Origin of the sequence: Mesorhizobium sp. M0626, assembly GCF_040320665.1 — a bacterium.
Lineage (GTDB): Bacteria > Pseudomonadota > Alphaproteobacteria > Rhizobiales > Rhizobiaceae > Mesorhizobium.
Genome location: NZ_JAMYQD010000011.1, coordinates 146321 through 158865 on the forward strand (window position 1 = coordinate 146321; position 12545 = coordinate 158865).

Below are 12545 nucleotides of genomic sequence, written 5' to 3' on the forward strand. Positions count from 1 at the left end.
GATGACGAAGGCGCGGTCGCTTCAGCTAATTTTCGGGGTTCATTCCAATGTAACCACGCGCCTGCACGACGCATGCCTCACCCGTCACGCCTGCGTCATCGGGTACTGCTCTTTCAACGCCTTCAGCACCTGGTCGCCTGGCATCGGCGCGCCGAACATGAAGCTTTGCACATATTCGCAGCCCATCTGGCGCAATTCCAGCGCATCGCTTTCGTCGGAAATGCCCTCGGCCACCACCGACAGGCCGAGTTCATGCGCCATGTTGACCATGGATTTGAGCAGCACCGCCCGCTTCGGCGTCGCGTCGTCGACGAAGCTCTTGTCGATCTTGATGGTGTCGAAGGGGAAGCGGGTCAGATAGGCGAGCGAGGAATAGCCGGTGCCGAAATCGTCCAGCGACAGGCCGATGCCGAGCTGCTTGAGTTTGGTCAGCACATGCGAGGTCTGCTCTGGATTGTCCATGACCAGCGATTCGGTAAGTTCGAGCCGGAAGCAGCGCGGCTTCAGATTGGCGCGGGCGATGACCGAGCGGACATCGCTGACCAGGTCGCGGCGGATCAGCTGGCGGCTGGACAGATTGACCGACACCGACAGCGGGGTGTCGCCGATCTGCTTTTGCCAGCCGGCGAGGTCTTCGGCCGCCTGCTGCATGGCAAACAGCCCAAGCTGCACGATCAGGCCACAGCTTTCGGCGACCGGGATGAAATCGCCCGGCGGGATCATGCCGCGGCGCGGATGGTCCCAACGCAGCAGCGCTTCGAAGCCGGCAATGCTGCCGTCCTCCAGCCGCACGATCGGCTGGTAGGCAAGGGTGAATTCGCGCCGCTCGATGGCGCGGCGCAGATCGGATTCGAATTGCAGCCGGTCGGTGCCGACGGTGCGGAAGGCCGGCCGGAACGGCTCGATCCTGTCGCCGCCGAAGCGCTTGGCCTGGTGCATGGCAAGCTCGGCGTCCTTGACCATGTCTTCTGCCGAAGTCTGCGCCGAGGTCCAGGTGATCAGGCCGATCGAGGCAGTCAGCACGATCTCGCGCTTGGCGAAGGTGATCGGGTTGTTGATGGCGTGCTTGATGGCGTCTGCCACCGCCGCGATGCGGGAGGGTTCCTGTTCGGAGAGCAGCATCAGGGCGAACTGGTCACCGGCAAAGCGCGACAGCGAATCCTTAGGTTTCAACAGCCGGTGCAAGCGGCGCGCAATGGTGAGCAGGATGGTGTCGCCGGCCGAGATGCCAAGCCCGTCATTGACCTGCTTGAAACGGTCGATGTCGATGACGAAGACGGTGGGGCGCACCTTCTCTTCGGTGCGCGCGATCGAGATGATGGCTTCCAGCCGGTTCATCAGAAGTTCGCGGTTGGGCAGGCCGGTCAGATTGTCGTGAACGGCATCGTGCAGCAGCCTTTCCTCGGACTTTTTCTGCTCGGTGACGTCGACCATGGTGCCGACGCAGCGAATCACTTCGCCGTCCGAGCCGATCACCGGCCGCGCCCGAAGCAAGAACCAGTGGTAGTGCCCGTCGGCGCCGCGCAGGCGGAAATTCTGCGAGACCCGGCCGCGCCGATGTTCGAGCACCACGTCGAGGGTGGTGCGGAACGTGTCGCGGTCGTCGGCATGCAGCACCGGCAGCCAGTTGCGGGCCGCACCCCCCAGGCTGTTGGGCGCCAGGCCAAGCTGGATGCTGACGTCGGGCTTGGTGACGACGCGGTCGCGCAGCACGTCCCAGTCCCACACCGTGTCGCCGGAGCCGGCCACGGCCAGCGCCTGGCGCTCGAGATCGGAGAACAGGCCCTGATGCAGCGCGCCGCCGGCAAAGGCATGCTGCATGACGGTGAAGCCGATCAAAAGGATGATCAGGATCAGCCCGCCGCCCAATGCCGGCTGGGCGATGTCGTTGTCGAGCATGCCGGTGATCGCCATCCACGACCCGCACAGCCATAGCAGCACCATCACCCAACTGGGCACCAGCATGATCGCACGGTCGTAACCACGAAAACCCAGCAGGATGATCAGGCCGAGCCCGGTCAGCGCGGTGGCGGCGAAGGACAGCCGGGCAATACCGGCGGCGACGGCCGGATCGATGATGGCCACACCCGCAATCAGCACCAGGCCGAGGATCCAGACCAGCGCGCCATAGCTGAAATGGCCGTGCCACCGGTTGAGGTTGAGATAGGCGAACAGGAACACCACGAAGGTCGCCGCAAGCGCCACCTCGGTTCCCGCTCGCCACATCTGCTCGTTGCCGGGCGATATCTCTATGATCTTGTTTAGAAAGCCGAAATCTACGCAGATATAGGCCAGAACCGCCCAGGCCAGCGCTGCGGTCGCCGGAAACATCGAGGTTCCCTTGACCACGAACAGAATTGTCAGGAACAGCGCCAGAAGGCCGGCAATGCCGATGACGATGCCGCGGAACAGCGTATAGGAATTGACCGAGTCCTTGTAGGCTTCCGGCTCCCATAGGTAGACCTGCGGCAGCTTCGGCGAGGCGAGTTCGGCGATGAAGGTGATCACCGTTCCCGGGTTCAGCGTCACCCGGAACACGTCGGCGTCGGAGCTTGACTGGCGGTCGAGCGCGAAGCCCTCGCTGGGTGTGATCGCGGCGATGCGGGTGGCGCCGAGATCGGGCCAGAAGATGCCGGAATTCACCAGCCGGAAATGCGGCGCCACGATCAGCCGGTCGAGCTGCTGGTCGGTGGTGTTGGCGAGCGCGAACACCGCCCAGTCGCCGCTCGAGCGCGCGTCATTGGCCTCGACCTCGATGCGCCGCACGATGCCGTCGGGACCGGGCGCGGTCGACACCTGGAAGTTTTCGCCCTGATTGACGTAGATCTGGACGGCGCGCGACAGGTCGAGCGCGACATCGTCGCGGGCAATCTTGATCGGTTCGACGGCGAAGGCCGGGAGCGCCGCGCAAAGCGTGACGACAACCGCCAGAACAAAGGCCAACAGCGACCCGTTTCGCAGGAAATTCGTCAAAAATCAGTCCTTCGTTCCAGCGCCCGGCGGATCGTCCGCGATCCGGGCGTAGAGGTAGTGGTCCTGCCAGATGCCGTTGATCCTGAGGTAGGATCGCAGAAGTCCTTCGCGCCGGAATCCGGCTTTTTCAAGCACGCGGATCGACCGGACATTGTCGGGAATACAGGCAGCTTCGATCCGGTGCAACCTCAGCGTATCGAAGGCGAAGCGGCAGACCACCTTGACCGCGTCGGTCATCAGGCCGCGGCCGCCAAACCGCTCCCCGATCCAGTACCCGACATGGCCGCTTTGCGAGACGCCGTGGCGGATATTGCCGAGCGTAATGCCGCCGGCAAGCTTGCCGCTCGCCTTCTCGAAGATGAAGAAGGCGATGGCTGTCCCCTGCGCATAGTCTTCGCGGTAGCGGCCGATGCGCAGCCGCCAGGCGGTGCGGTCGAGTTCATCGGGCGTCCAGCGCGGCTCCCACGGTTCGAGGAAGGCACGGCTTTCGCCGCGCACCGCTGACCATTCGCGATAGTCGTTGGTGTAGGGCACGCGCAGCATGACCCGGTCGCCTTTCAGTGCCGGCAGGTCACGGCGAAAGAAAGGGAGCGCGAACACCGGCGCTTGAAGGCTTAGACGGCGAGCTTGCGGGCCGTGGTGTGCGTGCCCGCAAGCGAATCGAGAATCGCCTCATAGGGCGCGAGCGTACCCACCGGTCCAACCGCGGTCAGCGTCGGCTTGGTCGAAAACAGCCGGGACGAAAGGTCGGTCAGCCGCTCGACGGTCAGCGCCGACAGCCGTTCCATCAACTCCTCCTTGGCGATCGGCCGACCGAACAGAAGCAGCTGCCTGGCGATCTGCGAGGCGCGGCTGGCCGGGCTTTCAGCCGACATGATCAGGCCGGCGCGATATTGCGCGCGGGCGCGGTCGAGCTCTTCCTGAAGGATATTCTCGCCGGCCTTCTGCAGCTCGTCGATAATGACCGGCACCAGTTCGGCAATGTCGCTCTGCCCGGTCGCGGCATGAACGCCGAAGATGCCGGTATCGGAAAAACCCCAGTGGAAGGCATAGACCGAATAGCACAGGCCACGCTTTTCGCGGACCTCCTGGAACAGCCGGGACGACATGCCGCCGCCGAGGATCATCGACAGCACCTGCGAAGCGTAGAAATCCCGCACATGATAGGCTCGGCCTTCGAAGCCGAGCACGATCTGCGCGTCCATCAGGTCGCGATCCTCGCGGAAATCGCCGCCGACATACTGCGCATATTGCGGCATCGTGCTGTCGGACTTGCTGCGGAAACCGCCGAGCTGCTTTTCGACCTCGCGCACGAAATTGTCGTGCTTAATGTCGCCTGCCGCCACGATCACCATCTTCTCGGCGCCATACTGGCGCTCTATGAAATCATGCAGCTGTTTGGAGGTGAAGGATTTGACGGTTTCCGGCGTGCCGAGGATCGAGCGGCCGATCGTCTGGTGGCGGAAGGCGGTCTCGGTGAAACGGTCGAAGACGATGTCGTCGGGCGTGTCGTGCGCGGCGCCGATCTCCTGCAGGATCACATGCTGCTCGCGCTCCAGTTCCTCTGGGTCGAATTCGGACTCCTGCAGGATATCGGCAAGGATATCCACCGCCAGCGGCACATCGTCGGACAGCACCCTGGCGTAATAGGACGTCGTCTCGACTGATGTGGCGGCATTGATCTCGCCGCCGACATCCTCGATTTCCGAGGCGATCTCGAAGGCCGTCCGCCTTTTTGTACCCTTGAAGGCCATATGCTCGAGCAGATGGGCCATTCCGTGCTCGTCGTCACGCTCATTGCGGGCGCCGGACTTGACCCAGGCGCCAAGGGCAACGGATTCGAGGCTTGGAAGGGTTTCGGTGGCGACTGTCAGGCCGTTCGACAGACGGCTTACCTCAACACCCATATGGCAAGTACTCCCTAACGCGCTGCCCTTGAGTGGCGGCTCACGTAATCTTCCACCATTTTCAGGTCGGATGGAAGTACCGTGTACTTTTCGTCGGCTGACATCAAGGACCCCAGCCATGCGGGCAGGGCCGGCGACACGCCGCAGGCGGCTTCGACCGCGGCCGGGAACTTGGCCGGGTGCGCCGTGCCCAGCACCACCATCGGCACTGCACCGTCAGCCTTGCCGGCGGCGACATGCACGGCCGCGGCCGTGTGCGGATCGAGCAGATAATTGCTGGATTCGAGCGTTGAACGGATGGTGGCGGCAACCTCGTCCATATCAGCGCGTCCGGCGTCGAATTCGGACCGCATCCGGTCGATTTCTGCGGTTTCGATGGTGAAGGCGCCGGATTGCTTGAGGCCGGCCATGTAACGCCGCACCGTCTCTGCGTTACGGTCGCAGGCCTCGAACAGCAGTCGCTCGAAGTTCGACGATACCTGGATGTCCATCGATGGCGACGTCGTCGCAAACACACCCTTGGTGCGGTATTCACCGGTCGCGAAAGTGCGCGCCAATATGTCGTTGTCGTTGGTGGCGACGATCAGCCGCTCGATCGGCAGGCCCATCTTCTTGGCGGCGTAACCGGCGAAAATATCGCCGAAATTGCCGGTCGGCACGGTAAAGGAGACCGGCCTGTCCGGCGCGCCGAGCGAAAGCGCCGAGGAAAAATAATAGACGATCTGGGCCATGATGCGGGCCCAGTTGATCGAATTGACGCCCGACAGCGACACGCGATCACGAAAACCATGATCGTTGAACATATCCTTCAGCAGGCCCTGGCAATCGTCGAAATTGCCTTCGATGGCCAGCGCCTGGACGTTGGTGGCCGTCGATGTCGTCATCTGCCGCTGCTGCACCGGCGAGACGCGGCCATGCGGAAACATCACGAAAATGTCAGTTCGGTCGCGGCCGGCGAAGGCATCGATGGCGGCGCCGCCGGTGTCACCCGAGGTCGCGCCGACGATGGTTGCGCGCTGGCCGCGCTCAGTCAGTACATGGTCCATCAGCCGGGCAAGCAGCTGCATGGCAACGTCCTTGAAGGCCAGCGTCGGACCGTGGAAGAGTTCAAGGATGAACGTGTTGGCGCCGGTCTGCACCAGCGGGCAGACGGCCTGGTGGCGGAAGGTGGCATAGGCTTCTCGCACCAGGCGCTCGAAGACGGGTGCGGCGATCTCGCCGCCGAGGAACGGCGTCAGCACGCGGATGGCGAGGTCCGCATAGGGCAGGCCGCGCATGGCGCGGATCTCGGCTGCCGAAAACTGCGGCCATGTCTGCGGCACATAAAGCCCGCCGTCGCGGGCCAGCCCCGCCAGCACCGCGTCGGCAAATCCAAGCACGGGTGCATCCCCGCGGGTACTCACATAGCGCATCGTCAAGGTCCATTGCTGCCGCCGGTTCATCCACGGCAATTGGTTAATTTTCCGAGCCGGCTCAGTCGCATTTTTGCCGTGGCGTTGCTATACGTCACCAACTTTGCGAGAGGGAAGTGCAGTTTCATGGCGTTTCACAAGTTCAACCGTCGCTTTGTCGCGGGTCTGGCGCTCACCGGCTTTATGCTTGCCGCCGCCGGTTGCCAATCGAGCGACAATGGCATCCTCAATCTCGGTTTCGGCAAGAAGACCGACCCGAATGCGCCAATACCGCCGCAGGATCCCAAGGTTCTCGCCAGCCAGTTGCAGGCCTACTGCCCGAAAGTGACGGTGCGCGATGGCACCGCCTACTTCAATACCTACGCCAAGGGCGCGCCGCAGCCGAGAAAGAAAAAGGCTGATGCGGCACAGGATGCCGAGGCCGCTGCCGCCGCGCAGACGGCGCCTGACGGCTCCATCGTCGATCCGAACAAGGATCCGGCCAAGATCATCTACCAGGCCTCGATCAGCGATGTGAGCCGCGATTGCAGCCGTGCCAACGGCCAGTTGACGATGAAGGTTGGCGTTGCCGGCAAGATCGTGCCGGGACCGCTGTTCGCCCCCGGCACCATCACCATGCCGATCCGCATTGCCGTCATGCACGGCCCCGACGTGCTTTATTCGCAAATTCACCCCTATCAGATCCAGGTCAGCGATCCCTCGACCGCCACCCAATTCGTGTTCACCGATCCCAACGTCGTCGTGCCCGAACCCTCCGCCCGGGATTACACTGTCTATGCCGGCTATGACGACACCGCGCCGGCGGCGGCGGACAAGAAGTCCGGCAAGAAAAAGAAGCGCGCTCCCGCGACGAACTAAGCGCCTGGGCACCGTCGCTGCTGCGACGGTGCCGGTCAACTCTTTGAAAGATCCAAACGATCCGATCGTAATCCTGCAGGCGTGCGCCTGCGGCAGGTCGCGTCTGCGCTTTAATCTCGATCCATTCCGCCAGCGCACTTGACTCATCCATATCCCGGCGGTTATACGTCAATCAATAGCTCGCAGGTTATTGATCCCGATGCCGGACGCCCACGATACTTTGTTCAGAACGCTTGCCGACCCGACCCGGCGGGCCATCTTCGAGCGCTTGTGCCGCCAAGGTGAGCAGACCGTGGGGGCGCTGACGGCGCAGTCCGGGGTCTCGCAACCGGCGGTGTCGAAGCATCTCGGCGTCCTGAAGCTGGCCGGCCTGGTGCGTGACCGCCACGCCGGACGCCAGACCCACTACAGCGCGCAGCCCGAGGCACTTGGTCCGCTGACCAACTGGACAGTTCAAATGACAGGATTCTGGGAGAGCCGCTTCGATGATCTCGAGAACCTGCTGAAAAGGATGGACCAGTGAGCAATCCCGAGCTGCGCACCGTCGTCGTCGAACGTGAAATATCCTGGCCGGCGGAGAAGATCTGGCGCGCGTTGACGCAGCCGCATCTGATGGAGGATTGGCTCATGAAGAACGATTTCAAGCCTGTCGTCGGCCACAGCTTCAATCTTCGCGGCGACTGGGGCGGCGTGCTCGACTGCGAGGTGCTGGCCATCGAGCAAAACAGGACGCTGTCCTACAGCTGGGATTTTGCGCATGAGGATGCCGCCTACAATCTGAAGAGCGTGGTGACGTTCACGCTCACACCCACGAGCTCGGGAACCCATCTGCGCGTCGAGCAGTCGGGCTTCCATCCGAGCCAGAAGCAGGCCTATGGCGGCGCCAGGGCCGGGTGGCAGCAATTCCTCACCAAGCTGGAGCAGGTCCTGGCGAAGCCGGATTGAAGCCTGCCGGTACCATGCCCTGATCGCGGGGCACCGAATGCAAAAAGGAGGAAATCGATGAAGATCAAGCTGACCAGCGTCTATGTGGACAACCAGGACAACGCACTGCGCTTCTACACCGACGTGCTGGGCTTTGCTGTGAAGGCCGACTTCAGCAATGGGGCTTTTCGTTGGCTGACCGTCATCTCACCCGATGAGCCCGAGGGAGCCGAGCTACAGCTGGCGCTCAACGACAACCCGGCCGCCAAGGCCTACCAGCAGGCCATCTTCAAACAGGGACAGCCCGCGCTCATGCTGTTCACCGACGACGTCAAGGGTGATTACGAGCGCATCAAGGGACGCGGCGGTGCGTTCGCCATGGCGCCGACAGAAGTGACCGGCTCGACCATCGCCCAGCTCAACGACAGCTGCGGCAATCTCATCCAGATCACCCAACTGGCGCGTTGGTAGGCGCTGGTTTCAAGAGGAAGTTGCAATGAACTTGAGCAAATGGATACGTCAAACCCATCGTTGGCTGTCGATCATCTTCACGCTGACCGTGGCAGCCAATTTCATCACCATGGCGTTCGGGCAACCTCCGGCCTGGGTGGTCTATTCGCCGCTGCTGCCGCTATTCCTGCTGCTGTTCAGCGGCCTCTACATGTTCGTGCTGCCTTACGTCGCGAGATCGCGTGGCGAGCAGGGCGCGCAAGGGTAGGACATGGCCAAGGCGCCGGGAAAATCGAAGGTCGCAAAACCGGCCCCAGACAAGCCGGAAAAGCCGGTCCTGCTTTCGGGCGGCAACCCGCAGATCCCGAAGGCCTATGGGGACGCTCCGGTGCAGGCGTATATTGCTGCATGCCGGGCTGGAAAAGCGATGTCGGGCGCCGGATCGACGCACTTATCGTCAGCTCCGTCCCCGGCGTCTACAAGGCGGTGAAGTGGAACTCACCGTTCTATGGCATCGAGGGCGAGGGTTGGTTCCTCAGCCTGCATTGCTTCACCAGATACGTCAAAGTCGCCTTCTTTCGCGGCACGTCGCTCGATCCTGTGCCTCCCGGCGGTTTCAGGCAAAAGGAAGTGCGCTATCTCGACATCCATGAAGGCGAAGAGATCGACGAAGCCCGCTTCGCCTCCTGGGTGAAGCAGGCCAGCCGATTGCCCGGCGAGAAGATGTGAACGGAGGCAGACCATGAAGACCAGCGTTTCGAACAAGGACGAAGGAGGCGCCTCTGCCTCCGAGCGGATAGATGCCCGAATCCGGGAGCTGGACGATTGGCGGGGCAAGACGTTGGCCAGCCTGCGCAAGACCATCCTCGACGCCGACCCGGAAATCATCGAGGAGTGGAAGTGGATGGGCAGCCCGGTATGGTCACGAGACGGCATGATCGCCGTCGGCAACGCTCACAAGGACAAGGTGAAGCTGACCTTTTCTCACGGCGCCAGCCTGCCGGATCCCGACAGGCTGTTCAACAACGGGCTCAACGGCAAGGTGTGGCGCGCCATCGATGTGTCGGAGGGCGACGTGATCGATGCGGATGCGCTGAAAGCGCTCGTCCGCGCCGCGATTGCCTACAACAGGGCTAAGAAGAAACCGGCCAGGTCAGCCAAAGCCAAGGACTGATCGGTTCAGGCGTCCGACCACTCCGACAGAGCGGCAATCACACTTTTCAGTTCGGCCCAGCGGCGGATGACGGTTTCGGCTCCGGCTTCGGTCAGCACATCGGCATGGCCGGGATAGCTGTGCGCGGCGCCGGTGAAGCCGATCACGCGCATGCCGGCGGCCCTGGCGCCGGTGACGCCGTGCACCGAATCCTCGATGACGAAGGTGTTTGCCGGATTGGCGTTGAGTTGCTCCGCCGCGATCAGGAACACATCCGGCGCGGGCTTGGTTTTCTTGCTTGGTATTTCCAGCGCTGAAAAAATCCGGCCGGCGAAGAACGGCAGCAGGCCCACTTTCTCCAGCATGAACTCGATCCGCTCGGAGCGTGAGTTCGAGCAGACGCAGCGCGGCGCGGTCACCGCCGCGACCGCCTCGCGCACGCCGTCGATGGCGCGCACGTCGCTGCGCAGTTTGCGGTCGACCAGCTCTTCGGCGCGGTCGATCATCGAGGCCTGGAACGGGATCGCGGACTTCGCCTCGACCCGCATCATGATGTCCTTGAAGGTCAGTCCGGCATAGGTTTCGGCGTATTCCTCGGCCGAGATTTCATATCCGGCCAAGGTCAGCAATTCGGCCTCGACGCGGGCTGCGATGATTTCGGAATCGACGAGCACGCCGTCGCAATCGAAGATGACAAGGTCTGGCTGGGGCATGGCAATCCGAACGAGGGAGGGTGATGAGAGGCCCGGCAAGGCTCAAGCGGCGCGACATACACCAACGGGCCGGCCTGCGCAAATTGACGACGACAGGGCTGCCTGGACCGTTGCGTCCTTCACCGAATATTTACGCTGATCGGTAACCATAACGGGGAGTAAACAGTAACGCGTGCCTTGGGTGTAAAAATGTCTGCCGTGCGTCTTCTCGCCGACCTCTCCCACGCCCCCCAGCAATCCGAGTGGCTGGACACGATCCTCAAGGGCGATTGCGTCGCCGCGCTCGACCGGCTGCCGGAAAAATCCATCGACGTCATCTTCGCCGATCCGCCTTACAATCTGCAGCTCGACGGCGATTTGCACCGGCCCGACCAGTCCAAGGTCGACGCCGTCGACGACGACTGGGACCAGTTCGAGAGTTTCGAGGCCTATGACGCCTTCACCCGCGCCTGGCTCCTGGCGGCACGCCGCGTGCTGAAGCCCAATGGCACCATCTGGGTCATCGGCTCCTACCACAACATCTTCCGCGTCGGCGCCAAGATGCAGGATCTCGGCTTCTGGATCCTCAACGATGTCGTCTGGCGCAAGACCAACCCAATGCCGAACTTCCGCGGCCGCCGCTTCCAGAACGCGCATGAGACCATGATCTGGGCTTCGCGCGACCAGAAGGGCAAGGGCTATACCTTCAATTACGAAGCCATGAAGGCATCGAACGACGACATCCAGATGCGCTCCGACTGGCTGTTCCCGATCTGCACTGGCGGCGAGCGGCTGAAGAACGACAATGGCGACAAGCTGCATCCGACGCAGAAGCCGGAAGCGCTGCTCGCCCGCATCATGATGGCCTCGACCAAGCCGGGCGACATCGTGCTCGACCCGTTCTTCGGATCCGGCACAACCGGCGCCGTGGCCAAGCGGCTTGGCCGCCATTTCGTCGGCATCGAGCGCGAGCAGGCCTATATCGACGCCGCCAATGAGCGCATCGATGCCGTGCGGCCGCTGGAAACCGCCGATCTCACCGTGCTCACCGGCAAGCGCGCCGAGCCGCGCGTCGCCTTTGTCAGCCTCATCGATACCGGGCTTATGCAGCCCGGCGCCACGCTTTACGATGCCAAGAAGCGCTGGTCGGCCAAGGTACGCGCCGACGGCACGGTGGCGATCGGCCACAGCGCCGGCTCGATCCACAAGATCGGCGCCGAAGTGCAGGGCCTGGACGCCTGCAATGGCTGGACCTTCTGGCACTATGAGCGCTCGGGCGGCCTGACCCCGATCGACGAACTGCGCCGCATCGCCAGGCTCGGCATGGAACGGGCAGGGGCTTGAGATTCAAGGTTTAAATTCGGCGCTCTACGACGGCCCCCCTCTGCCCTGCCGGGCATCTCCCCCTCAAGGGGGGAGATTGCTGTCATCAACGCTTTCGCCAATTTTTGATCTTGCAAGGTGAGAACGGCCGCAGCGGCTGCTGATCTCCCCCCTTGAGGGGGAGATGGCCGGCAGGCCAGAGGGGGGCGCCATAGAGCGTTACTTCGGCCCTCCGCGCATTCACACCGCGATCCCATACCCCGCAAGATCTGCCCGCAGCGTTTTTGCATCCGTGAACAGCACCGACTGCCAGCCGGCGGCCCTGGCGCCATCGACATTTCTGGGGCTGTCGTCGATGAACAGCGTGGCTGACGGTTCGAGACCGAACGCGGCGACGTGATGGTCGTAGATGGCGCGGTCGGGCTTGATCTCACGGATATCGGCCGACACGGTCACGCCGCGCGGGCGGCTAAGGAAATCGAAGCGCAGTCTTGCCTCGGCAAGTGTGTCGGCGGCGAAGTTCGTCAGCATGGTCACGTCGTGGCCGCTCTCGATCAGGCCGAGCATGATGGCGACGCTGTCCTCATAGGCATGCGGCACCATGTCGTTCCAATAGCGTCGGAAATTGCGGATGTTTTCAGCATGATCCGGGTAATCCGCGATCAGCAGCGCTTCCGCCTCTTCCCACGTCCGGCCACGGTCCTGCTCGATGTTCCAGTCATGCGTGCAGACATTGTCGAAGAACCACTTGCGCTCTTCGGCATCGGGAATGAGGCGGCTGAACGGAATGTTCGGATCGTAGTGGAGCAAGACGCGACCGATGTCGAACACGATATGGCGGATTTCAGTCATT

General features: G+C 62.8%; 13 protein-coding genes and 1 pseudogene. 8 read left to right on the forward strand and 6 right to left on the reverse strand.

Annotated elements, in window-relative coordinates; genetic code table 11:
* Positions 1-84: 84 nt before the first annotated feature.
* The 4 genes from NKI37_RS15940 to thrC are packed head-to-tail and all read right to left on the reverse strand — an operon-like array spanning position 85 to position 6292.
* A complete protein-coding gene (locus NKI37_RS15940) occupies positions 85-2973 on the reverse strand; it encodes an EAL domain-containing protein (protein WP_352789222.1) in 2889 nt (962 codons plus the stop codon).
* Positions 2974-2976: 3 nt separating this feature from the next.
* Complete coding sequence (locus tag NKI37_RS15945) at positions 2977-3573, reverse strand: GNAT family N-acetyltransferase (protein WP_023668403.1); 597 nt, start codon at positions 3571-3573, stop codon at positions 2977-2979.
* A 14-nt stretch (positions 3574-3587) separates the two neighbouring features.
* Positions 3588-4880 carry a M16 family metallopeptidase gene (locus NKI37_RS15950; protein ID WP_023668402.1) on the reverse strand — a complete coding sequence of 431 codons (1293 nt, stop codon included), beginning with the start codon at positions 4878-4880 and terminating at the stop codon, positions 3588-3590.
* 14 nt (positions 4881-4894) lie between these two features.
* A complete protein-coding gene (gene thrC, locus NKI37_RS15955; RefSeq protein ID WP_023709657.1) occupies positions 4895-6292 on the reverse strand; it encodes a threonine synthase in 1398 nt (465 codons plus the stop codon).
* Positions 6293-6418: 126 nt separating this feature from the next.
* Between thrC and NKI37_RS15960 the strand changes: the two genes are divergently transcribed.
* The 7 genes and pseudogenes from NKI37_RS15960 (at position 6419) to NKI37_RS15990 (ending at position 9698) form a co-directional block, all read left to right on the forward strand.
* Positions 6419-7150 (forward strand): hypothetical protein, encoded by a 732-nt coding sequence (locus NKI37_RS15960; protein ID WP_023668400.1) that lies wholly within the window; start codon positions 6419-6421, stop codon positions 7148-7150.
* Positions 7151-7349: 199 nt separating this feature from the next.
* A complete protein-coding gene (locus NKI37_RS15965; RefSeq protein WP_023698528.1) occupies positions 7350-7673 on the forward strand; it encodes an ArsR/SmtB family transcription factor in 324 nt (107 codons plus the stop codon).
* Complete coding sequence (locus NKI37_RS15970; protein ID WP_023687161.1) at positions 7670-8095, forward strand: SRPBCC family protein; 426 nt, start codon at positions 7670-7672, stop codon at positions 8093-8095. The genes NKI37_RS15965 and NKI37_RS15970 overlap by 4 nt, the downstream gene beginning before the upstream one ends.
* 57 nt (positions 8096-8152) lie before the next feature.
* Entirely contained in the window at positions 8153-8545 is a 393-nt protein-coding gene (locus tag NKI37_RS15975; RefSeq protein ID WP_023687162.1) for a VOC family protein, read from the forward strand.
* 25 nt (positions 8546-8570) lie between these two features.
* Positions 8571-8792, forward strand: a complete 222-nt coding sequence (locus NKI37_RS15980) for a hypothetical protein (protein ID WP_023668396.1) — start codon at positions 8571-8573, stop codon at positions 8790-8792.
* 3 nt (positions 8793-8795) lie between these two features.
* A pseudogene (locus NKI37_RS15985) lies at positions 8796-9253 on the forward strand (DUF1801 domain-containing protein).
* A 13-nt stretch (positions 9254-9266) separates the two neighbouring features.
* Positions 9267-9698: a DUF1801 domain-containing protein gene (locus NKI37_RS15990; protein WP_352789219.1), complete on the forward strand. Its 432-nt coding sequence runs from the start codon at positions 9267-9269 to the stop codon at positions 9696-9698.
* Positions 9699-9703: 5 nt separating this feature from the next.
* Here the strand turns inward: NKI37_RS15990 and NKI37_RS15995 are convergent, their stop codons facing one another.
* Positions 9704-10390 carry an HAD family hydrolase gene (locus tag NKI37_RS15995; protein WP_352789216.1) on the reverse strand — a complete coding sequence of 229 codons (687 nt, stop codon included), beginning with the start codon at positions 10388-10390 and terminating at the stop codon, positions 9704-9706.
* A gap of 189 nt (positions 10391-10579) precedes the next feature.
* Between NKI37_RS15995 and NKI37_RS16000 the strand changes: the two genes are divergently transcribed.
* Positions 10580-11713 carry a site-specific DNA-methyltransferase gene (locus NKI37_RS16000; RefSeq protein WP_352789213.1) on the forward strand — a complete coding sequence of 378 codons (1134 nt, stop codon included), beginning with the start codon at positions 10580-10582 and terminating at the stop codon, positions 11711-11713.
* Between the two features lie 219 nt (positions 11714-11932).
* On the opposite strand, the gene NKI37_RS16005 is transcribed toward NKI37_RS16000, so the two are convergent.
* A complete protein-coding gene (locus NKI37_RS16005) occupies positions 11933-12544 on the reverse strand; it encodes an HAD family hydrolase (protein WP_023687166.1) in 612 nt (203 codons plus the stop codon).
* Position 12545: the final 1 nt, after the last annotated feature.